Here is a 20,515-nt window from a genome sequence, read left to right as displayed (position 1 = left end):
GAGAAGAATCACCGCATTCAGGAGCGAAATATGTCGGTCACTAATCCTTTCTTTTCTGCCAGCACACTGCCTTACCAGGCGCCGCCTTTTGACGTCATTAATCAGGAGCATTACCGCCCGGCGTTTGATGAAGGAGTACGGCAAAAACGCGCTGAAATCGCCGCTATCACGCAAAATCCAGCGCCAGCGGATTTCGACAACACCCTGCTGGCGCTGGAGCGCAGCGGTGCGCTGCTCACCTATGTCACCAGCGTCTTTTTTGCCATGACATCGGCCCATACCAATGATTTTTTACAACAGCTCGATGAGGCGTTTTCTACCGAGCTTGCTGAACTGGCGAACGATATTTACCTCGACGACGCTCTGTTTGCCCGCGTGGAAGCGGTATGGAAGCAGCGCGACGCGCTCTCTCTGGACGCCGAATCTTTACGTCTGGTGGAAACCACCTATCAGCGCTTTATGCTGGCGGGCGCAACACTGAGTGCGCAGGACAAAGCGACGCTGAAAGCGCTGAACACCGAATCAGCCACCCTGACGAGCCAGTTTAACCAGCGGCTGCTGGCGGCGGATAAAGCCGGTGGGCTGGTGGTGGATTATGCTCATCAACTTGATGGCCTGAGTGCAGAAGAGATTGCCATCGCTGCCGAGGCAGCAAAAGCCAAAGGGCTGGAAAATCGCTGGTTGTTGTCGTTGTTGAATACCACGCAGCAACCGGCGCTGGCGGCGTTGCGCGATCGCCAGACGCGTGAAAATCTGTTTAACGCGAGCTGGTTGCGTACGCAAAAAGGGGATGCCAACGACACCCGCGCTATTGTGTTGCGCCTTGTGCAGTTACGTGCGCAGCAGGCGAAACTCCTCGGATTTGCCGATTTTGCCAGCTGGAAGATTGCCGATCAGATGGCGGCAACGCCGCAGGCGGCGCTGGAGTTCATGCGAAATATCGCGCCCGCCGCGCGTGCCCGTGCTGAACGTGAGCTGGCTGATATCCAGCAGGTTATCGATACGCAACAGGGCGGTTTTACCGCGCAAGCCTGGGACTGGGCATTCTATGCCGAGCAGGTGCGTCTGGCGAAATATTCACTGGATGAATCACAAATCAAACCGTACTTTGCGCTCAATACCGTGCTCACCGAAGGCGTTTTTTGGGCCGCGAGCCAGCTGTTTGGTCTTCGCTTTACTGAACGTTTTGATATTCCTGTCTATCATCCGGATGTTCGCGTATGGGAAATTTTTGACGCGGATGGCGCCGGATTAGCGCTGTTCTACGGTGATTATTTCGCCCGCGACTCAAAAAGTGGTGGCGCATGGATGGGCAATTTTGTCGAGCAGTCAACGCTCAACGGCACGCGACCGGTGATTTACAACGTCTGTAATTACCAGAAACCCGCAGCCGGGCAGACGGCATTGCTTTCGTGGGATGACGTTATCACGCTGTTCCATGAATTTGGCCACACCCTGCACGGTCTGTTCGCCAGCCAGCGCTACGCCAGCCTCTCCGGCACCAATACGCCGCGTGATTTTGTCGAGTTCCCGTCGCAAATCAATGAGCACTGGGCCAGCCAGCCGCAGGTGTTTACCCGCTATGCCCGCCACTACCAAAGCGGCGAGCCGATGCCGGAGCTCCTTCGCGAGACGATGTTACGCGCCACGCAGTTTAATAAAGGTTACGACATGACCGAACTGTTGAGCGCAGCGCTGCTGGATATGAACTGGCATGCGCTGGCAGATGGTGAGAGCGTAAGCGATGTGGAGAGTTTTGAGGCACAAGCGCTGCGCAAAGAGCATCTTGATGTGGCAGCGGTTCCGCCGCGGTATCGCAGCAGTTATTTTGCCCATATTTTCGGCGGCGGTTATGCGGCAGGTTATTACGCTTATCTGTGGACACAAATGCTGGCAGACGATGGTTACCAGTGGTTTGTGGAGCAGGGCGGGCTAACGCGTGAAAACGGGCAGAAGTTCCGTGAAGCGATTTTATCCCGTGGTAACAGCGAAGATCTTGCCGCACTTTACCGCCAGTGGCGCGGTCACGATCCTGAGATCGAACCGATGCTGAAAAACCGGGGATTGAGTGAATAGCGCAAGAAAATTGCTTTAAAAACTTACATAACCCGCCAGAGCATTGACCTGAATATGCCCGGCAAATAACGTGAACGTGGTGATGAATCCCCCTGCGCGGAGGGGCTACCAGTCATACCTTTTTGGGGTGAAAGCGAGTTCTGCGGGCTGGAGCAGACTCACCGGGAGGCACCCGGCATCACCGAAATCTGTATCGCCAGAGGCTTTTTTTCTTAAAGGCCTCTGGCGTTTTTCTTAAATCACCACGGTTCAAATCCCTGTTTTTACCCACTTCATTTATTAAATTGCGGGCTGGTTCACACTTCCTGGCATAGCGTTATCCCTCTCATTAAGCCAAATTAAAGAACCTGATTTTACGGCTTAACATTCTGTGGCATTACGCAGGCATTGAGAAAGTGGCTGTGCTAATGTCGAGTGCTATTTAAGCAACTGAGGTAACCGACATGACCAAAAATGTAGTGGTAATACGCGCCGGTGGTAAGGTTGAAAACGTGACCGTGGAAGATAATGCAAAATCGGTCACGTTTAAAAATGAGCAAAGCTCTTTTCTTGAAATCCCAATTGAACCCTGGGAGCTTGACGGAGAAACCTTCCTCGTTGCCCGATTTTCTGACCTGGTCAGCCAGCAGGAAACTGAACAAGCCATCCGGAAATTCTATTGATCAACAACCGCCCGCGGGCGGTTTTTTCATGCGGTACGCGGAGGTGTAAATGGCAAATGAACGTGAAGTTTCAGAAACTGCCGCTCCCACAGTGAGCACTCAGGATAGCGCCTTATCCCATCTGGTTTCGTGTGCCAATCTCGGCGCGGGTATGGTGGTGACGCTGGTTGTTGGCGGCCAAGTGGTGGCGGGTGAGCTCGTATCCGGCCAAGAATATGCGTTATATACGGCGAAATCGATTCGATCTATTCAGGGGGATGACGCGTCGCTGAAAAATTCCATCGCGCTTTTCTTTGATGATCTGGCTAATGATTATCGCGTTGAAGAGGGACACGATATTCCGCTTAACTATTTACATATTAAAGATCCGTCGTGGATGACGGGAAATGGCGGTTGGACGAGCGTAAAAGGAACAATATTGCGCGTACATATTGCGAAAGTGAGCGGCTTTTCTTTAGGGAAAGCGAAAAACGCCTGAATAAAGGAAATTAAAAGGGCCTCAAATGAGGCCCTTCCTATAACACTTGTTTTGGCCACCGCCTTCTTCGTAGAACAGGTATACAGGATCTGGCTGTAAGTCTTGCGCCACAAACCGAGCAAATGGCCCCATGAGGCAAACGTTGACCCGGGCAGAATGTGGTAAATAAAAACTTCTGGCTGCTGCAAACCGGGCATTTAAATTTGATATTGGGGATAACCCCTCCGGTCTGTGAAATGGTGATCCGACGTTATCACAAACTTTATACGCCGGAAGATATATCTTCTGTAATTTCAATAGCAAAAGAGCACTCCCCGCAGAAAAACGTTTCGATGAAACCCGTTTCAGCCATGACGCGAGCGCCGCGCGTTAAGCACTTGTTTAGGTTTTATTGAGGAAGGCAATGCTAGATTGGTTGGCAGTCCGCTAACCCGTCGTTTAAGTTAGCGCGTAGAAAAACAGCAATCTATCCATGCAAGCATTGGCCGCCTTTTAAGGGCGGTTTTTTTTTGTCTGTTTGCGCAAAGCGTACAAAAATAAATGGCCCCTTACGTTTTTTCGCAAGGGGCCATATCGGCGGGGGATTATCAGCGATCATCAGTCATCCCATTTATGGCTGAAATAAGCAGCAAGGAACCCGGAAAAAACAATAATGCCCAGTACTGCGATAAAAACATGCATATTTGCCATGGTGTCAACTCTCCATTTAATTAACCAACTTGCCTCTCTTACCTTAATTGGTGGCCGCGATGGAGAAAGAATAGCCTGCTTAACCTCAATAAAAGATGAATAGCGTGAATTATTTCGCCGCGGCGCTAAATTTTTTGCGGTATGCCGCCGGGGATATTCCACGCTGCTGCTGAAAATGGTGGCGCAGTGATGCCGCAGTCGCGAATCCGCTGTGCCCGGCAATCAGCTCAATACTCATCCGTGAGTGAATGAGTAAATCTTCAGCCCGGCGTAATCGCTCCTGCAAAATCCAGCGGGCGGGGGTGGTTCCTGTTGATTCTTCGAAACGGCGTAAAAACGTACGCGGGCTCATGCCCGTTTGTTTCGCCAGTGACGCTACCGTATGGCTGCCTGCCAGATGTTGATGAAGGAAATCGAACAACTGTCCTAACTGGCGGCTCTCGCGCGTGCGGGCGACCGGGCGTTGAAGCTGCTGGGTTTGTGAGCCATCCCGGTGCGGCTGGACCACCAGCCGCCGGGCGACATTATTCGCGACGTCAATACCGAAATCCTCGCGCACGACGTGCAGGCATAAATCGATCCCCGCCGCGCTTCCCGCCGAGGTCATCACATTTCCTTCATCGTAATAGAGAGCGTCATCCAGCACGATAATCGCCGGGTAGGCTTCCCGCAACATGTCGGTATAGCGCCAGTGGGTGGTGGCCTTGCGACCATTAAGCAACCCGGCCGCCGCCAGCACAAACACCCCGGAACAGATAGAGATCACCCGGCAGCCGCGCTGCCAGGCTTGATACAGCGCGCTGCATAATGCAGGCGGAACAGGCACCTGGGCACCGCGCCAGCCCGGAACCACAATGGTGTCCGCTTGCGCAAGCAGTTCCAGCCCGCCTGCCGCCATCACGCGGATACCGCCTGTGGCGCGCAGTTCGCCCTCATCCACGGCGGCAACGGTAAACGTATACCAGTTATCGCCAAGCTCCGGGCGCGGCAGACCGAAAATCTCCACCGCGACGCCAAATTCAAAGGTGCAAAGCCCATCATAGGCCAGCGCGACTACGCGGTGGCGGGCAGGGGTGTGTCGTGAAGTTGTCATTATCCTGGTGTTATCTGGCATAGAAGGGGGCAGTGAGTTAGTCCTGTGTTGGTTAAATTAGTGTTAACACAAACAAGGAGAAAAAACGATGAGCTACGTAACTGAAGTTCCCGCAGCATCACCGGAAGAAACCGCCCTCCATTTTCTGCGCCGTTTGAGCGTGGAAACGGATTGCGCCGATGTCCACCATGCGATTACCCACGGCGAGCAGGATTTTGTGTTACTGCATGTGGTGGGCAACCCGCAGACTTTTGCCCGTCGCCACCTGCCGGGGGCATTGCATTTGACACATAGCGAGATGACGGCGGAGCGCATGGCGCAATGGCCCGCCGATACGCTGTTCGTGGTCTATTGCGCCGGACCGCACTGCAATGGTGCCGATCGCGCGGCGCTGAAACTGGCGCGAATGGGGCTGGCGGTGAAAATCATGATTGGTGGTATCACCGGCTGGGAAGATGAAGGCTATACCTTTGCCAGCGGTACGGGCGCGTTGTAAGCCATTTCTTCACCTTTCACGGCACTAAGTTGAAATTTTTTCATGTGCCGTGAAATTTTCTCGGTTGCTGCTTTTCCTGCGCTATGACATTTTCTTTGGGCATTTAGACATCCAGAAGTCTAAAGGTTCAAATAGTGAATTATCACGCCGGTCAATCATTCCGGCGCAGAGGAGAGCAATATGCAGCGACATCAGGCCCCATTCCGTGCAGACGTAGTCGGCAGTTTCTTGCGCCCGGACGAGATCAAGCAGGCACGCCAGCAGTTTGCGCAGGGTGAAATCAGCGCTCAGCAGTTGCGCCGTGTTGAAGATGATGCGATTCGTCAGGTGGTTGAGCAGCAATGTGCCTGCGGTCTGCATGTCGTCACCGATGGCGAGTTTCGCCGTGCCTGGTGGCATTTTGACTTCTTCGATGGCCTCGAAGGTGTGGAACGTTACGACGCCGATAAAGGCATTCAGTTTAATGGTGTGCAAACCAAAGCCCACGGCGTGCGCGTCACCGGTAAATTAGGCTTTGGCAATCACCCAATGCTGGAAGATTTTCGCTTCCTGAAAAGCATCAGCGGCACCGCGCAACCGAAGATGACCATTCCCAGCCCAAGCGTGCTGCACTTTCGCGGCGGGCGTAAAGATATCGACGCCACGGTTTATCCGCAGCTTGACGCTTACTTTGACGATCTGGCGACCACCTGGCGCGATGCGATCCAGGCGTTCTATGCCGCAGGCTGCCGCTATCTGCAACTGGATGATACGGTTTGGGCATATCTCTGCTCTGATGACCAGCGTCGCCAGATCCGCGAACGTGGCGACGATCCCGATGAACTGGCGCGCATTTATGCCCGCGTGATTAACAAAGCGCTGGAAGGTAAACCGGACGATTTAACCATTGGTCTGCATGTGTGCCGCGGTAATTTCCGCTCCACCTGGATCTCCGAAGGCGGTTACGAGCCGGTGGCAGAAGTGCTGTTCGGCAGCGTGAATGTTGATGCGTTCTTCCTCGAATATGACAACGATCGTTCCGGCGACTTCGCGCCGCTGCGTTTTGTCCGTCCGGGCAAACAGCAGGTGGTGCTGGGGCTTATCACCACCAAAAATGGCGAGCTGGAAAACCCGGAAGGGGTAAAAGCGCGAATTCAGGAAGCGGCGAAGTTTGTCGATATCAACCAGATTTGTCTCAGCCCGCAGTGCGGTTTTGCCTCCACTGAAGAAGGCAACACGCTCACGCCTGCCCAGCAGTGGGACAAAGTACGGCTGGTAACGAAAATCGCCGAACAGGTATGGTAAATAAAAAACGGCGCTCTGTGCGCCGCTTTTATTATTGCGCCTGCAATCCGCCGAGCGGCCGTGCCTGCATGCCTTTGAGCATCATCAGCCAGGCCACAATGATGGTCACCATCAGAATGACAAACAGTGAGGCCGCAGGCAGCGTGGTCAGGATAACCCCGGTAAGTAATGGGTTCATTGCCGCGCCGAGCCAGCCCAGCGCCTGCGCCGAGAAGTAGGTCGCTTTCATTCCCGGCGGCGCGATGTTATCGATCAACATATATTCACCGGGGGCGTAGATCACTTCTCCCAGCGTAAACACCGCGGCGGAAAGCCCCCAGAGCCACAGGTTATCGCCGGATAACATAAAACCGATAAGGCCGATAACAAAACTGAAAGTGCCAATGGCCATCGCCGGACGCAGGTTGGAGGCGGTGAGTTTACGGCCAACCGCATACTGCAAGGTGACCACAATCGCGGCGTTGACCGGCAGCACTACGGCCACCACGCGCTCGGCGAACTCGCTGCTGGCGACCGTCATCACATATTGTGACAGGCAGGAAGCAAAAGAACCGGCGACAAACGAGGCGAGAAAGTTCGATAAGGTAAACCAGCCGAGCGCTTTATCTTTCAGCAACACGGAAGGATCCCACGCCACAGAGTTATCGGGGCTTTCGCCAACCGCGACGCGGCGTACAAACAGCTGAATAAACACCAGCGGAAAGGCCGCACAGATAGCCGCCAGCCAGAAGGGCAAATTAATGCTCTGCATGACCAGCAACGTGCCAAGCGGCGGGCCAACGGTCCAGCCGACATTCAGCACCGTGTAGTTGAGCGAGAAAATTTTCGCTTTCGCCGCAGGCGCGAGTGTGTCGGCGAAATAGGCCTTCAACACGGTGGAAAACACCGAGTAAGCGCAATTAATCAGGGCAAAAAACAGCACCACTAACCCGGCATGGTGTGACAGCGGGATCGCCGCAAAACCGGCTATAAAGGCGATAATCGCCAGCAGCATATAGCGCTTTTTATCGAACTTGTCTGCCAGCATGCCGAAGCCAAGGCTGAACACCACGCCGATCGTCAGCGCAATAGACATCGCGTAACCGACCTGATCGACCGCCATCCCGTACTGGCGATTCAGGTAGATGGTCATAAACGGCAGCGTAGCACCGCGTCCGATGGTTAATAAAAGTGAAGATGCCAGTAACGCGGCGGTGGAGCGTGTTTGCTTGATGGTCATGTTCCTGCCCGACATGGTGTTGTTATATTTTTTTGTGATGGGTACAGCTTTAACATGCATAAAGTGTGATGTACAACCGCAGTTTTGTCGGGAAATGCCCAAACTGCCCTACCTGAATTAATGATCTGTCGCTGTACAACTTTTTGCGTTAACGTAAATTTTTTACAAAAGTTTAAAAAACACAAGGGCGAAGAATGACGCGTAAAGATGTCCTGCTGGCGATGCTGGTAGTTGTAGCGTGGGGGCTGAATTTTGTGGTGATCAAAGTTGGCCTGCACAATATGCCGCCGTTGATGCTGGCCGGGTTACGCTTTGTGCTGGTGGCCTTTCCGGCCATTCTGTTCGTCGCGCGGCCAAAGGTGCCGCTGCGGTTGTTGCTCGGCTACGGCCTGACAATCAGCTTCGGGCAGTTCGCATTTCTGTTTTGCGCCATCAAGTTTGGCATGCCCGCAGGGCTGGCGTCGCTGGTGTTACAGGCGCAGGCGTTTTTCACTATTATTCTCGGCGCCGGCGTGTTTGGCGAACGTTTACAGATAAAACAACTGGTTGGCATCACGCTTGCGGTAGTGGGCGTGCTGGTGCTGATCGAGTCCAGCCTGAACGGTCAGCATGTTCCGCTGCTGGGGTTCCTGTTGACGCTGGTGGGGGCGTTTTGCTGGGCCTGTGGCAATATCTTCAACAAAAAAATCATGCAGCACAGCTCGCGCCCGGCGATCATGTCGCTGGTGGTCTGGAGCGCGCTGATCCCCATCGTACCGTTTATGGTCGCTTCGCTGATTTTCGATGGTCCGGCGCTGATGCTGCAAAGCGTGGTCAGCATTGATTTCACCACGCTGTTGTCGCTGGTCTATCTGGCGTTTGTCGCCACGATCCTCGGGTATGGCATCTGGGGTACGCTGCTGGGGCGCTACGAAACCTGGCGTGTGGCGCCGCTGTCGCTGCTGGTGCCGGTGGTCGGTATGGCGAGTGCCGCGTTATTGCTGGGTGAGACGCTATCTGCGTTACAACTGGTAGGGGCCGTGCTGGTGATGGCGGGGCTGTATATCAATGTGTTTGGTTTTCGTCTGCGCAGTCTGGTGCGGGCGTAAGCATAAAAAAAGCCCCGCGTGATGCGGGGCAAGACGTTTAGCTGCGCTGATGGTAATACGGCACACCTAATGCGTCGGATTTGTCGCTACCCACGCCCATATGGTTAAAATCAAAAGGCGATGTTTGCTGGGCGGTGGGTAAAATCATCGCGTCACGGTTGTTCTGCTGTGCGGGATGATTAACTTGCTCCGCATAACTCTGGCCGGATAACAGCACCATCAGGGTGACAGCGGCACAGGCGATACGTTTCATACTTTCCTCGATACGTCTTTTTACTGCAGGCGATTAAATTAACAAGCGTGATTCAGCGGGAACAGATACCGGGACTCTGCCGGAATATCCGTCACGCGGAATTTATGCGGCGGCACGTCGAAATAGTTCTTAAACGTGCGCGTTAAGGTTTGTTGCGATTCAAACCCGTAACGCTCTGCCAGATACAGGATCGGCTCATTACTTCCCTTGAGCTTTTGCGCAATTTCCGTCAGCTTGCGGCTGCGAATGTACTGGCCCAGCGAATGACCAGTCTCTTTTTTAAACATCCGTTGCAGGTGCCACTTGGAGTAACCTGAACGCTCTGACACTTTTTCCAGCGACAGCGGCGATTCCAGGTTGTCCTCGATCCAGTCCAAAATGCTATGAATAGTGATAGCGTCAGTATTGCGTCTGGACATCGTCATACCTCTTTGTTTTTTTACGGCAAAATTTTCTTGAGCAAATACTCAAGGGTTGCCACTTCTTCTGTCGTTAAGTTTTTAGTTAATTCCTGGTGCAGGTTATGCCCTACTAATTGATGACATTGCTCACACAGCGCCGCGCCTTCGGCGGTTAACCGCACCAGCACGCCGCGCTTGTCATTCGGATTCGGGTTACGTTCGATCCAGCCTTTGCACACCAGTCTGTCCAGCATGCGGGTCAGGGCGCCGAGATCGACGGAAAGCACCTTTTTCAGTTCTACCGGGGTGATACACACTTCGCAGCGGATAGAGCAGAGCACCTTAAACTGGGTGGCGGTGATATCCAGCGGCGACAGGTAGTCGTTGAGTAAACGATCTTTTTTCTGGTTAACCATGTGGATCAAGCGGCCAAGAGGAATGATGTCGTTAAATAGATCATTCGTGCTTTTCACAATGGTTGCCCCGGCAAGTAGATTAGTCACGGCAGATATTATTGCTCAGGCAAATATAAGTCAACCGAATGAATCCACGATGCCACTATTTGCTAAAACGTTTCATGTCTGGAAAAAAATCCATTCGTAACGCACTGAAAGTAATCATTTAATCAAGACGCGAGCCGCGCGCGGGCATGCCATTGCCGCCGCGTTATGGCTATACTGGCGGGGTCTTGACCTTGCAAGGAGTGACCGTCAGATGCTGGAACTTTTTAAAGCCATTGGCCTTGGGCTGGTGGTATTGCTACCGCTGGCAAACCCGTTGACCACCGTGGCGCTGTTTTTAGGGCTGGCGGGCAATATGAACAGCGCGCAGCGCAACTATCAGGCGCGGATGGCCTCGGTTTATGTCTTCATTATTATGATGGTGGCGTACTACGCCGGTCAGGTGGTGATGAACACCTTCGGTATCTCCATTCCGGGGTTGCGCATCGCCGGGGGATTGATCGTGGCGTTTATCGGTTTTCGCATGCTGTTTCCGGCGCAAAAGCCGCATCAGGCGCCAGAAGTGAAAACCAAGTCAGAAGAGCTGGAAGAGGAGCCCGGCGCCAATATCGCCTTTGTGCCGCTGGCCATGCCGAGCACCGCCGGGCCTGGCACCATCGCTATGATCATCAGTTCCGCCTCGACCATTCGCCACGGCGCTGAGTTTCCCGAATGGGTCATCACCGTTGCGCCAACGCTGATTTTTGCCATTGTGGCGCTGATATTATGGGTAAGCCTGCGCAGCTCCGGGGCGATCATGCGGCTGGTGGGCAAGGGCGGTATAGAAGCTATTTCACGGCTGATGGGCTTTCTGCTGGTCTGTATGGGCGTGCAATTTATCATTAATGGCGTGCTGGAAATCATCACCACTTTTCATGCCGGAGCCTGATGCGCACATTTCTCTCCTGGCTGGTTGTGGCGCTGGTTGCGCTAACCGGCTGTCAGCAGCGTCCCGGCGTGCAACCGCCGCTGGCGCAAAAAAGTTTCACTGAGTATCAACAGCAAACGCGCGATTTTGTTGCCGCGCACCGGGCGTTTCAGACGCTGGATAAAGCGAGCGAACTGCGGCTCAACACACCACAGGAGTGGCGTCCGGCGAAGCCTGCGCATAAAGGCATTTTGCTGATCCACGGCCTGGGCGACGGGCCAGGAACGTTTGTGGATATTGCCCCCGAACTGGCAAAACAGGGCTTTCTGGTGCGCACCGTGCTGTTGCCAGGCCACGGTACGCGACCTGCGGATCTGCTGGATGTCGATGTTGCTCAGTGGCGGCAAGTGGTGCGCGAGCAGGCCGATATTCTGGGCAAAGAGGTCGATGCCCTCTGGCTCGGCGGTTTTTCCACCGGCGGGAATCTGGCACTGGAATATGCGATGGCGCATGACAACGTGCAGGGGCTGCTGCTGTTTTCCCCGGCGTTCAAATCCAGCACTGGTTACGATTTTCTCGCTCCGACAGTAGCGTTGTTTCGCGACTGGTTGCGTCCGCCGAGCGCTATTTTCCCGCAGCAAATCGCCACCCGCTACTTACGTGTGCCGACCAACGGTTTCGCCCAGTTCTGGCGCACCAGCGCCAGCGCGCAGCGGCTGCTTGCGCGTAAGCCGTGGACAAAACCGGCGCTGCTGGTGTTAACCGGACATGATTCGGTGCTCAACACCCGCTGGATCCTCGATCAGTTCGATCGCCGCTTTACCCACCCGGCCAGCCGTGTGATTTGGTACGGTACCCCCCCGGCGGAAGCGGCAAAAATGTCTCGCTTACGGGTAAAAACGGATTATCTGCCGCAGGATCGCATCAGCCAGTTTTCTCATATGTCGGTGCTCTTTTCGCCCCGTAATCCGCTGTACGGACGCAAAGGCAGCGTGCTGCTCTGTGCGAATGGCCAGTCAGAAGAGGCGGCAAAGCGCTGTCTGGCGGGTGAAACGGTGTGGTATTCAGACTGGGGGCTGGTCGAGGCGAACAAAATTCATGCCCGCCTGACCTGGAATCCGTGGTTTGACTGGCAAACCACGGTGATGGATGAGGTTGTCGCTGCCGCGCAGTAACCGGCGCGGTTTACACGTGGCTGGCGTGGGTTTGCTCTTCCAGCTTCACCGGCCAGCGGCGGAAAATCACCACCGCCCACACCAGCGCGGCAATCGCCGGGATCGCCCCGGCGTAACCGATCACGTTCATCGACCAGTGCAGGCTTATCTGGTTGCCGACCAGCGCACCCGCGCCGATACCAATGTTAAAAATGCCGGAAAACAGTGACATCGCCACATCGGTTGCATCCGGGGCCAGCGCCAGCACTTTGACCTGCATACCCAGGCCGATAATCATAATCGCGATGCCCCATACCACGCTCAGCACCGCCAGATGCATTTCGCTACCGGAAGCGGGCAGCAGCATCATCAGCGATATTACCAGCAGACCAATCGCGCTGCAGACCAGGCCAGAGGCGTGCTGATTCCCCAACTTGCCGAACAGTACGCTACCGATAATCCCGGCACCGCCAAGCACTAACAGCAGCAGGGTGGCGAAATTGGCGCTGAAGCCCGCCACATTTTGCACGAACGGCTCAATGTAGCTGTAAGCCGTGTAATGCGCGGTAACCACCACGGCGGTGAGCAAATAGATGCACATCAGCGCAGGGCGACGGAACAGCACCGGCAGGCTTTTCAGCGAACCCGAATGTTCGCTCGGCAGCGCGGGCAGCAGTTTCACCAGGCACACCAGCGTGACCAGTGCGCCCATACCGATAGCAAAAAAGGTGGTACGCCAGCCGAAATACTGCCCGACGATACGGCCAATCGGCAGCCCGAGCACCATCGCCAGTGCGGTGCCGGTGGCGATCAAACTCAACGCCTGCGCACCTTTCCCGGCAGGCGCCAGGCGAATGGCCAGCGAGGCAGTGATCGACCAGAAAATGGCGTGGGCGAAAGCAATGCCGATGCGGCTGATGACCAGCACCTCAAAACTCCAGGCGAGGAACGACAACACATGGCTGGCGATAAACAGCACAAAGAGCGCAATCAACAGTTTACGGCGCTCAATCTGGCTGGTGAGCAGCATAAAGGGCAGCGACATTAACGCCACAACCCAGGCATAGATGGTTAACATGATCCCCACCTGCGCGGTTTCCATGTCGAAGCTCTGCGCGATATCCGACAGCAAACCCACAGGCACGAATTCGGTGGTGTTAAAAATAAATGCGGCGACAGCAAGCGTCACTACCCGCAGCCACGCGACTTTTCGTGAAACGGTATTCGTAGTCATAAGGGTATTGGGGGGGTGGTTGGCGAAAAGAAGAGGTCACGATCTTACTGCCTTTGCTGGCGAAAATACAAACATTTTGTGATGTAGATCTCACTTTTTATTCATGGGGAAAATACCAGTTGCAACGTTTCCGAATAGCGCTCAAAAACAGAAGACGAAAAAGAGGAAATGCTATGCAAACCATCGATTTTTATATGGTCGACGCCTTTAGCGACCGCACTTTTGGCGGTAATGCCGCCGCCGTCTGTCCCCTGACCGAATGGTTAGCCGATGATGTGCTGCTGCGCATGGCGCAACAGCATAATCAGTCTGAAACCGCCTTCTTCGTGCGTAACGATAGCGGTTTTGAGCTGCGCTGGTTTACCACGCAGGATGAGATCAATCTCTGCGGCCACGCGACCCTCGCCGCCGCGCACGTGATCTTTGAATATCTCGATTACCCGGATACTGAAATCCTCTTCACCACCCGCTTTGTGGGGGAACTTAAAGTGAGCCGCAACGGCGACTGGCTGACGCTGGATTTCCCGGCCTGGTCGACGGAAACGGTAAGCCAGCCACCGGCGCTGCTGCTGAAAACGCTGGGTATTGAACGCGCGAAAGAAGTGCGCGTGGCGCGGGATTATCTGGTGGTGCTGGAAAACCAGGCGCAGGTAGAAGCCTTAACGCCGGATATCGCGGCAATGAAACCGCTTGGCAAGATGGTCTGCGTGACCGCGCCCGGTGAGAACGTCGATTTTGTCAGCCGCTTTTTCTGCCCGGGTGAATCGGTGGCGGAAGATCCGGTGACCGGTTCGGCGCACAGCATGTTGATCCCGTACTGGGGCGAAAAACTGGGTAAAAACAGCCTGCAGGCGCGGCAGGTCTCCGCGCGCGGCGGCGATTTGCGCTATGAATGGCGCGGCGATCGCGTCCTGATTGGCGGCCAGGCAACGCTCTATCTGTTGGGCAAAGTGTTCTTACGCTAAAAACCGTCCGGCAGTAACGCCGGGCGAGTTTCTTTCGGCTCATTGCGCTGTTTCCGTCGGAATTCAAACGGACAGAAGGGACGATCATCGGCGGGCGCAGCCAGTCCTGCATTGGCGAGCACCGGCGTAAACTGCCGCAAAATATCTGGCCGGATCTGGCGCTTTTCAGCCGTAACGGCTGGGATTTGCCGCGCGGTATCTCCGCGCAGACGGAGGAGAAAGCGGCGCTGAAACACGATTTGATTGTTAACGCCAAACGCCGGGGGGCGCTGGCGGACAGCAGTAAAGATGGTGTGAGGTCGCTGTTTAACGTGGCGAATCCCGATTCGCTGACCGATATCGTTACCGATACGCAGCGTAGCCCCGGGATCCGCCAGCAGCTTACAACGTTACCTGGCCGGTTAACGGCGCCAGTCAGGGCAAGCGGGCAATATTCGCTTTGATAACTTCGGCGGAGTGGTTGAATTTCGCCACTTCGTCACCTTCCAGTTGCAGTTCAATAATCTGCTGAACGCCGTTTTGCGCCAGCACGGCCGGTACGCCAATCGCCACGTCGCTGACGCCATATTCCCCGTCAAGAATGCAGGAGATTGCCAGCGCGCGGTGGCTGCCGGTGAAGATATTGCGGCAGATCTCGGCGATGGTGCCGGCGATGCCGTACTCCGTACAGCCTTTACGGGAGTAAATCTCAAAGCCGTGGCGGCGTACTTTGTCGGCCAGCGCGTCAACATCCAGCCGCTGGCCGGTTTTGCGCCGGTAAACATCGGCAATCGGCGAACCGTATACCGACGAGTGCGACCACACCGGAAACTGCGTGTCGCCATGCTCGCCGAGGATAAACGCATCGATACTTTGCGCGCCAATATCCAGCGCCTGGGCCAGCGCGCGGCGTAAGCGGGTGGTATCCAGCCAGACGCCAGTGCCAATCACCTGGTTGCGCGGAAGCCCGGACAGTTTCCACACCTGCCAGGTAATGATGTCGCACGGGTTGGTCGCCACCAGAAAAATGCCGTTAAAACCGTTTGCCATCATGGATGGCACAATATTTTTAACGATCCGCGCGGTGTTGGCCAGCTCATCAAGGCGGGTTTGCCCTGGCTTTAACGCGCCGCCGGAAACGGTGATCACCGCAATATCCACATCCGCGCAATCTTCAACCGGGCGGGTGGAAATGGTCATCATTCCGGGCATATACGCGGCGGCATCCGCCAGATCCTGGGCGTGGCCTTCCACCCGTTGCTGGTCTAAATCCACCAGAATTAACTCTTCACAAATGTTCTGGTTCAGCAGGGCATAAGCAGCAGATGCGCCGACATTGCCTGTGCCAATAATCATCACTTTCCGGGCTTTGGTGTTCATGAGTATTCCATTTTCTGCATCGTATGTTGCGTAAGGTACAACCTATATTCTCAGGAGCGCAATCTCAGGAGGCGTAGCTATAGGTTATTCATATGACGGCGGTAGCAAATTCTTGTTTATTTTTAACAGGCTAATAACAAGGAGCCTGCTATGTACCGCATTGTTGATGCTGCGGCCACGCAACCGGATCTGATTGCGCTGATCGCTGCTCTGGATGCCTACCAGAGCGCACTTTACCCGGCAGAGAGTAACCATCTGCTTGATCTCGCGGCATTACCTGCCGGAACGCTGATTTTGCGCAAAATTATGCATCACGACGAGGCCGTCGGCTGCGGCGCAGTGGTGCTCAACCACGACGGCAGCGGCGAGATGAAACGGGTGTTTATCGATCCCCGCCATCGCGGCCAGCGGCTGGGGGAAAAATTGCTCGCGGCGCTGGAACAGGCAGCCGCTGGGAAATCGTGTCATACCTTGCGGCTGGAAACCGGCATTGAACAGCACGCGGCAGTGAAACTGTATCAGCGCTGCGGTTACCAAATATGTGAGCCTTTCGCGCCGTACAGCGCCGATCCGCTGAGTATTTTTATGCAGAAGTCGCTGGTTGCGGAGCCGCATTCAGCAGGGCAATAAACGCCTCCAGATGGCGGGTTTTCGCGCCGCGCCGCCACACCAGCCAGGTGGTGAGCCAGCGCCAGTTCTCCGCCAGCGGCCAGGCTTCCACCTGGTGATGACCGGGCATACTTTCCAGCATACTGCGCGGGATCAGCGCCAGGCCCGCTCCGGCAATCACGCACGCCAGCATGCCGTGGTAAGACTCCATCTCGTGAATTTTACCGGGCGTGGCGCGATCGGCGTGAAACCAGCTTTCAAAATGGCGGCGGTAGGAGCAGTTGGCGCGAAACGCGTAAATGCTGGCGCCGTTTACCTGAGCAGCATGGGTAATCACCTCATGACCGACAGGCGCGACGATCATCATCTCTTCGCGGTAAACCGGAATGCCTTCCAGGCCGGGATGCATAATCGGGCCGTCAACAAACGCCGCGCTTAGCCGCCCCTCCAGCACACCATCGATCATGGTGCCGGAAGGGCCGGTGGCGAGATCGAACTGAATGCGCGGATAGCGCTGGTTGTACTGCGCCAGCGTCGCCGGAATGCGCACCGCGGCGGTGCTTTCCAGCGCGCCGAGCGAGAACAGCCCTTGCGGTTCATCACCGGCGACCACCATCCGCGCTTCATCGACCAGGGCGAGGATCTGCTGGCTGTAGCGCAAAAAACTGTGCCCGGCGGGAGAGAGGCGCAGGCGCTGATTTTCGCGGATAAACAGATCCACGCCGAGATCGGACTCCAGCTGGCGAATGCGCGTCGTCAGGTTTGACGGCACACGGTGCACCTTCTGCGCCGCCTGGGTAATGCTGCCGGTCTGCGCCACGGCGTTAAACATCTCAAGCTGGGTTAAGTCCATGCCATTCTCTCTTCGTGAACAGGGTGGTTAATATTATTCAGTTTTCAGAAATAACAAATTGCGCCATCCTTGCGCAAGTCCTGAACATATTTAGCGGAGTATTTATGCCTGTTTCCTCAATCACGCACGCGCTTTCCATCAACCCGGCCACCGGTGAAACCCTGCGCGCAACCCCCTGGGCCAGCCGTGAAGAGGTCGATACGGCAATTGAACTGGCTACCAGCGGTTATCGCCAGTGGCGGCTGTTGCCGGTCAGCGAACGTGCGCAAACCTTACGTCGCCTCGGCGATGCGCTGCGCAAACGCGGGGAAGAGATGGCGCAGATGATCCGCCAGGAGATGGGCAAACCGATTTTGCAGGCGCGCGCGGAAGTGAATAAATCAGCCGCGCTGTGTGACTGGTACGCGGATCATGGTCCGGCGATGCTTGGCAGTGAGCCGACGCAGGTCGAACAGCAGCGGGCAACCATTGAGTACCGCCCACTGGGACCGATTCTGGCGGTGATGCCGTGGAACTTCCCGCTGTGGCAGGTGCTGCGCGGTGCGGTACCGATCCTGCTGGCGGGCAACAGCTACCTGCTTAAACATGCGCCAAACGTGCTGGGTTGCGCGGCGTTAATAGGTGAGATCTTCGCTGAGGCCGGCGTTCCGCAGGGCGTTTTTGGCTGGGTGAATGCCACCAATGACGGTGTGAGCCAGGCGATTAACGATCCGCGCATCGCCGCCATTACCGTGACCGGCAGCGTGCGTGCGGGAGCGGCTATTGGCGCGCAGGCCGGGGCGGCGCTGAAAAAATGCGTCCTTGAACTCGGCGGTTCTGATCCCTTTATTGTGCTCAACGATGCGGATCTTGAACTGGCGGTGAAGGCCGCGGTAGCAGGGCGTTACCAGAACACCGGACAGGTCTGCGCCGCCGCCAAACGTTTTATCGTCGAAGAGGGCATTGCGCAGGCCTTTACGGAGAAATTTGTTGCCGCCGCCGCCGCGTTAAAACAGGGCACACCGGACGAAGAAGAGCATTTTCTCGGGCCGATGGCGCGCTTTGATCTGCGTGATGAGCTGCATGCGCAGGTCGAAGCCAGTATCAACGAGGGCGCAACGTTGCTGCTGGGCGGTGAGAAACTGGCGGGTGAGGGGAATTACTACCCGGCCACCGTACTGAGCGGTGTGACACCAGAGATGACCGCGTTTCGCCAGGAGCTGTTTGGCCCGGTCGCCGCTATCTCGACCGCACGTGATGCACAGCATGCGCTGGCGTTGGCAAACAACAGTGATTTCGGCTTGTCGGCTACCGTCTTTACCGCCGATCCTGCGCAGGCGCAACGTTTTGCCGAACAGCTTGAGTGCGGCGGTGTGTTTATCAACGGCTACAGCGCCAGCGATGCCCGCGTGGCCTTTGGCGGGGTGAAAAAGAGTGGTTTTGGCCGCGAGCTTTCCCACTTCGGTCTGCATGAGTTTTGCAATATCCAGACGGTGTGGAAAGATCGTCTGTAAGCTAAACGCGCCCCGCGCGGGCGCGTCATTGCTGGCTGTCATGGACCTGTCATGATCCTTTTGTAGACTCACGGCAACTTTGTGGTTATAGAAGAATATCATGAACTTAAAGCAAATTTTCCGCCGTATTTTGCGGCGTGTTTCTCCACGACAGTTTGGTTTGCTCGCCGGGATTTTCTGCATTATTGGCTTGTTTTCGGCCCTGCAAATCGCCTCCTCGTTTGTCCTTTCCGCGTCACTCCATAACGCCCAGCATAATGAACAACTCAACCAGCAAGCGCACCTGCAACAGGTGCGGGTCGATGAAGCGCGCATTGCGCTCCTGACGGCAAGCGATCTGCTCAACCGGGCGGGCGTCTATTTTATGCAGGATAAAGAAACCGGCTCGGAAGGGAGCTGGCACAGCCTGATGGATGAAACCCATAAGGCACTGGAGACCTCGCAAAAGGCCTGGCAAGCGTGGCTGGCGCTCAACCCGCCTAAAGATGAGGCGCTGATTAACAGCTATCAGCTTTTCTACGGCGCGCTAAAAGAGCAGGCCGACGGGCTGGTGAAAACCCAGTCGATTGACGCCTTCTTCGCCGTGCCGGCGCAGGCGTTCCAGGCTGATTTCAATGACAACTATGCCCGTTTCCAGCAGGCCAGCGAAGCGCGCGCCGAGCAGGGACGCCAGGCGCTGATGGCGAACCTTGCGCAGTTACAGCATGTGTTTGTGCTGGTGCCAGCGCTGCTGGTGGTGATTGCGGTGCTGGTCTGGTTTGGCATGTCGCGCTGGGTAATTACCCCGCTGCGCAGCCTGATAGCCCATATCAATATCCTGGCGGCAGGCGATCTGGGTACACCGCTTCCGCCGGTGAAACGCTTTAACCGAGAAGTTGACCAGCTCGGCCTCAGCATCGGCACTATGCAGCAAGGGTTGCAGCAACTGGTGATGCAAGTCAGCGATGCCACCTCGTCGATGGTCGATACCATTCGCCGCCTCGCTGAGGATAACCAGTCGCTGTATCAGCAGTCGGCGAAACAGGCGCAGGAATTGCTGGATGTGACCGAGCATATCGCCACGCTGGAATCCCATGTGGAAGGTAATACCGGTTTTGCTGAGCAGGCGCGCAAACAAGCCGATGAGGCGCGGGAAGTGGCCGCCGGTGGCGATCGAATGATGGATACGGTGAATCAATCGATGCGCGAGATTGTCGAGCGTTCGGCGGAGATGCGCAACATTGTAGCGATGATTGATGGTGTCGCTTTCCAGACCAATATTCTGGCGCTGAACGCGGCGATTGAAGCGGCGCATGCCGGCAACCACGGTCGCGGCTTCGCGGTGGTGGCGAAAGAAGTGGGGCTGCTGGCGCGCAAGAGCAGCCACTCCACGCAAACCATTCAGCAATTGATCAATCACTCCTTACAGGGCATCAACGACGGCACCCAGGCGGTGAGCCGCCTTGAGGATAACCTGCAGCAGGTCACCGGGCTGGTCGGGCATTTAAGCAGTGTACTGAGCGAAATTTCTGCCGCCACCCTCAGCCAGGGCGACAGCATTCACAAAATGACGCGCCGCCTGCACTCGCTTAACAACGTTGCCCGCCGCACCGGGGAACTGGTCTCGACGGCCACCGAAGCGTCGGAAAAATTGCACAACGATTCTCATCAGCTGATGCAAGCGGTTGCGCGTTTTCGACTTCCTGCCTGACGCAACGTATTCGCCTCTGTTATACTCGCAGGCCATTTTTGGCCTGTGGG

General features: G+C 55.7%; 21 protein-coding genes and 1 pseudogene. 13 read left to right on the top strand and 9 right to left on the bottom strand.

The window, feature by feature from the left end:
* The first annotated feature begins 30 nt into the window (after positions 1-30).
* The 3 genes from dcp to AAIG26_RS03370 all read left to right on the top strand — a co-directional run bounded on the left by dcp (position 31) and on the right by AAIG26_RS03370 (position 3,216).
* Positions 31-2,076, top strand: a complete 2,046-nt coding sequence (gene dcp, locus AAIG26_RS03380) for a peptidyl-dipeptidase Dcp (RefSeq protein WP_343179656.1) — start codon at positions 31-33, stop codon at positions 2,074-2,076.
* Positions 2,077-2,519: 443 nt separating this feature from the next.
* The gene (locus AAIG26_RS03375; RefSeq protein WP_007374905.1) at positions 2,520-2,738 is read left to right on the top strand and encodes a hypothetical protein; all 219 of its coding nucleotides are present in this window, start codon (positions 2,520-2,522) and stop codon (positions 2,736-2,738) included.
* A gap of 49 nt (positions 2,739-2,787) precedes the next feature.
* Complete coding sequence (locus tag AAIG26_RS03370; RefSeq protein WP_016496182.1) at positions 2,788-3,216, top strand: hypothetical protein; 429 nt, start codon at positions 2,788-2,790, stop codon at positions 3,214-3,216.
* A gap of 597 nt (positions 3,217-3,813) precedes the next feature.
* Here AAIG26_RS03370 and mgtS read toward each other — a convergent pair.
* Together mgtS and ftrA are read right to left on the bottom strand one after the other, a co-directional pair.
* On the bottom strand, positions 3,814-3,906 hold the full coding sequence (gene mgtS, locus AAIG26_RS03365) for a protein MgtS (RefSeq protein ID WP_016496180.1): 93 nt from the start codon (positions 3,904-3,906) through the stop codon (positions 3,814-3,816).
* Positions 3,907-4,015: 109 nt separating this feature from the next.
* Positions 4,016-4,999, bottom strand: coding sequence for a transcriptional regulator FtrA (gene ftrA / locus AAIG26_RS03360; protein ID WP_343179654.1), 984 nt, complete (start codon positions 4,997-4,999; stop codon positions 4,016-4,018).
* An 88-nt stretch (positions 5,000-5,087) separates the two neighbouring features.
* On the opposite strand from ftrA, the gene AAIG26_RS03355 reads away from it, so the two are divergent.
* Together AAIG26_RS03355 and AAIG26_RS03350 are read left to right on the top strand one after the other, a co-directional pair.
* The gene (locus tag AAIG26_RS03355; protein ID WP_016496178.1) at positions 5,088-5,495 is read left to right on the top strand and encodes a rhodanese-like domain-containing protein; all 408 of its coding nucleotides are present in this window, start codon (positions 5,088-5,090) and stop codon (positions 5,493-5,495) included.
* 180 nt (positions 5,496-5,675) lie between these two features.
* Positions 5,676-6,779 (top strand): cobalamin-independent methionine synthase II family protein, encoded by a 1,104-nt coding sequence (locus AAIG26_RS03350; protein WP_045508586.1) that lies wholly within the window; start codon positions 5,676-5,678, stop codon positions 6,777-6,779.
* Positions 6,780-6,810: 31 nt separating this feature from the next.
* Here the strand turns inward: AAIG26_RS03350 and ydeE are convergent, their stop codons facing one another.
* A complete protein-coding gene (gene ydeE, locus AAIG26_RS03345; RefSeq protein WP_343179652.1) occupies positions 6,811-7,998 on the bottom strand; it encodes an efflux MFS transporter YdeE in 1,188 nt (395 codons plus the stop codon).
* Positions 7,999-8,192: 194 nt separating this feature from the next.
* Between ydeE and eamA the strand changes: the two genes are divergently transcribed.
* Entirely contained in the window at positions 8,193-9,086 is an 894-nt protein-coding gene (gene eamA, locus AAIG26_RS03340; RefSeq protein WP_343179651.1) for an O-acetylserine/cysteine exporter, read from the top strand.
* A gap of 37 nt (positions 9,087-9,123) precedes the next feature.
* On the opposite strand, the gene marB is transcribed toward eamA, so the two are convergent.
* Genes marB through marR form a run of 3 tightly spaced genes read right to left on the bottom strand, consistent with a single transcriptional unit; the run spans position 9,124 to position 10,213 of the window.
* On the bottom strand, positions 9,124-9,339 hold the full coding sequence (gene marB / locus AAIG26_RS03335; protein WP_016496174.1) for a multiple antibiotic resistance protein MarB: 216 nt from the start codon (positions 9,337-9,339) through the stop codon (positions 9,124-9,126).
* A 38-nt stretch (positions 9,340-9,377) separates the two neighbouring features.
* A complete protein-coding gene (marA, locus tag AAIG26_RS03330; protein ID WP_016496173.1) occupies positions 9,378-9,758 on the bottom strand; it encodes an MDR efflux pump AcrAB transcriptional activator MarA in 381 nt (126 codons plus the stop codon).
* A gap of 20 nt (positions 9,759-9,778) precedes the next feature.
* Positions 9,779-10,213 carry a multiple antibiotic resistance transcriptional regulator MarR gene (gene marR, locus AAIG26_RS03325; protein ID WP_016496172.1) on the bottom strand — a complete coding sequence of 145 codons (435 nt, stop codon included), beginning with the start codon at positions 10,211-10,213 and terminating at the stop codon, positions 9,779-9,781.
* A gap of 241 nt (positions 10,214-10,454) precedes the next feature.
* Here marR and AAIG26_RS03320 point away from each other — a divergent pair, with 241 nt between their 5' ends.
* Together AAIG26_RS03320 and AAIG26_RS03315 are read left to right on the top strand one after the other, a co-directional pair.
* A complete protein-coding gene (locus AAIG26_RS03320; RefSeq protein WP_016496171.1) occupies positions 10,455-11,129 on the top strand; it encodes a MarC family NAAT transporter in 675 nt (224 codons plus the stop codon).
* Positions 11,129-12,283 (top strand): alpha/beta fold hydrolase, encoded by a 1,155-nt coding sequence (locus tag AAIG26_RS03315; RefSeq protein ID WP_343179650.1) that lies wholly within the window; start codon positions 11,129-11,131, stop codon positions 12,281-12,283. The genes AAIG26_RS03320 and AAIG26_RS03315 overlap by 1 nt, the downstream gene beginning before the upstream one ends.
* A 10-nt stretch (positions 12,284-12,293) precedes the next feature.
* Here AAIG26_RS03315 and AAIG26_RS03310 read toward each other — a convergent pair whose 3' ends face one another.
* Complete coding sequence (locus tag AAIG26_RS03310; RefSeq protein ID WP_343179649.1) at positions 12,294-13,496, bottom strand: sugar transporter; 1,203 nt, start codon at positions 13,494-13,496, stop codon at positions 12,294-12,296.
* A gap of 173 nt (positions 13,497-13,669) precedes the next feature.
* Between AAIG26_RS03310 and AAIG26_RS03305 the strand changes: the two genes are divergently transcribed.
* Both AAIG26_RS03305 and AAIG26_RS03300 read left to right on the top strand, forming a co-directional pair.
* Complete coding sequence (locus AAIG26_RS03305) at positions 13,670-14,461, top strand: PhzF family phenazine biosynthesis protein (RefSeq protein ID WP_343179648.1); 792 nt, start codon at positions 13,670-13,672, stop codon at positions 14,459-14,461.
* A 41-nt stretch (positions 14,462-14,502) separates the two neighbouring features.
* Positions 14,503-14,904 (top strand): annotated as a pseudogene (locus tag AAIG26_RS03300) (DeoR/GlpR transcriptional regulator); the annotation flags it as partial.
* Here the strand turns inward: AAIG26_RS03300 and AAIG26_RS03295 are convergent.
* On the bottom strand, positions 14,876-15,820 hold the full coding sequence (locus AAIG26_RS03295; protein ID WP_016496166.1) for an L-lactate dehydrogenase: 945 nt from the start codon (positions 15,818-15,820) through the stop codon (positions 14,876-14,878). The pseudogene AAIG26_RS03300 and the gene AAIG26_RS03295 sit on opposite strands and share 29 nt — an antisense overlap.
* A 150-nt stretch (positions 15,821-15,970) precedes the next feature.
* Between AAIG26_RS03295 and AAIG26_RS03290 the strand changes: the two genes are divergently transcribed.
* On the top strand, positions 15,971-16,450 hold the full coding sequence (locus tag AAIG26_RS03290; protein ID WP_045508566.1) for a GNAT family N-acetyltransferase: 480 nt from the start codon (positions 15,971-15,973) through the stop codon (positions 16,448-16,450).
* Here the strand turns inward: AAIG26_RS03290 and AAIG26_RS03285 are convergent.
* Positions 16,404-17,282 (bottom strand): LysR family transcriptional regulator, encoded by an 879-nt coding sequence (locus tag AAIG26_RS03285; protein WP_016496164.1) that lies wholly within the window; start codon positions 17,280-17,282, stop codon positions 16,404-16,406. The two genes, AAIG26_RS03290 and AAIG26_RS03285, sit on opposite strands and share 47 nt — an antisense overlap.
* A 104-nt stretch (positions 17,283-17,386) precedes the next feature.
* On the opposite strand from AAIG26_RS03285, the gene sad reads away from it, so the two are divergent.
* The gene (gene sad / locus AAIG26_RS03280; protein ID WP_343179647.1) at positions 17,387-18,775 is read left to right on the top strand and encodes a succinate-semialdehyde dehydrogenase; all 1,389 of its coding nucleotides are present in this window, start codon (positions 17,387-17,389) and stop codon (positions 18,773-18,775) included.
* Positions 18,776-18,875: 100 nt separating this feature from the next.
* Positions 18,876-20,465 carry a methyl-accepting chemotaxis protein gene (locus AAIG26_RS03275; protein WP_343179646.1) on the top strand — a complete coding sequence of 530 codons (1,590 nt, stop codon included), beginning with the start codon at positions 18,876-18,878 and terminating at the stop codon, positions 20,463-20,465.
* Positions 20,466-20,515 lie beyond the last annotated feature (50 nt).

It is taken from the genome of Kosakonia sp. PSU_27, assembly GCF_039409795.1.
Lineage (GTDB): Bacteria > Pseudomonadota > Gammaproteobacteria > Enterobacterales > Enterobacteriaceae > Kosakonia.
This window is presented reverse-complemented; position numbering and strand designations above follow the sequence as displayed.

Coding starts and splice junctions, on each gene's coding strand:
- AAIG26_RS03375 (WP_007374905.1), top strand. CDS start 2,520: ATGACCAAAAATGTAGTGGTAATACGCGCCGGTGGTAAGGTTGAAAAC.
- dcp (WP_343179656.1), top strand. CDS start 31: ATGTCGGTCACTAATCCTTTCTTTTCTGCCAGCACACTGCCTTACCAG.
- marB (WP_016496174.1), bottom strand. CDS start 9,339: ATGAAACGTATCGCCTGTGCCGCTGTCACCCTGATGGTGCTGTTATCC.
- ydeE (WP_343179652.1), bottom strand. CDS start 7,998: ATGACCATCAAGCAAACACGCTCCACCGCCGCGTTACTGGCATCTTCA.
- AAIG26_RS03305 (WP_343179648.1), top strand. CDS start 13,670: ATGCAAACCATCGATTTTTATATGGTCGACGCCTTTAGCGACCGCACT.
- mgtS (WP_016496180.1), bottom strand. CDS start 3,906: ATGGCAAATATGCATGTTTTTATCGCAGTACTGGGCATTATTGTTTTT.
- ftrA (WP_343179654.1), bottom strand. CDS start 4,999: ATGACAACTTCACGACACACCCCTGCCCGCCACCGCGTAGTCGCGCTG.
- AAIG26_RS03315 (WP_343179650.1), top strand. CDS start 11,129: ATGCGCACATTTCTCTCCTGGCTGGTTGTGGCGCTGGTTGCGCTAACC.
- AAIG26_RS03370 (WP_016496182.1), top strand. CDS start 2,788: ATGGCAAATGAACGTGAAGTTTCAGAAACTGCCGCTCCCACAGTGAGC.
- eamA (WP_343179651.1), top strand. CDS start 8,193: ATGACGCGTAAAGATGTCCTGCTGGCGATGCTGGTAGTTGTAGCGTGG.
- AAIG26_RS03275 (WP_343179646.1), top strand. CDS start 18,876: ATGAACTTAAAGCAAATTTTCCGCCGTATTTTGCGGCGTGTTTCTCCA.
- sad (WP_343179647.1), top strand. CDS start 17,387: ATGCCTGTTTCCTCAATCACGCACGCGCTTTCCATCAACCCGGCCACC.
- AAIG26_RS03320 (WP_016496171.1), top strand. CDS start 10,455: ATGCTGGAACTTTTTAAAGCCATTGGCCTTGGGCTGGTGGTATTGCTA.
- AAIG26_RS03350 (WP_045508586.1), top strand. CDS start 5,676: ATGCAGCGACATCAGGCCCCATTCCGTGCAGACGTAGTCGGCAGTTTC.
- AAIG26_RS03295 (WP_016496166.1), bottom strand. CDS start 15,820: ATGAACACCAAAGCCCGGAAAGTGATGATTATTGGCACAGGCAATGTC.
- AAIG26_RS03290 (WP_045508566.1), top strand. CDS start 15,971: ATGTACCGCATTGTTGATGCTGCGGCCACGCAACCGGATCTGATTGCG.
- marA (WP_016496173.1), bottom strand. CDS start 9,758: ATGTCCAGACGCAATACTGACGCTATCACTATTCATAGCATTTTGGAC.
- AAIG26_RS03355 (WP_016496178.1), top strand. CDS start 5,088: ATGAGCTACGTAACTGAAGTTCCCGCAGCATCACCGGAAGAAACCGCC.
- AAIG26_RS03285 (WP_016496164.1), bottom strand. CDS start 17,282: ATGGACTTAACCCAGCTTGAGATGTTTAACGCCGTGGCGCAGACCGGC.
- AAIG26_RS03310 (WP_343179649.1), bottom strand. CDS start 13,496: ATGACTACGAATACCGTTTCACGAAAAGTCGCGTGGCTGCGGGTAGTG.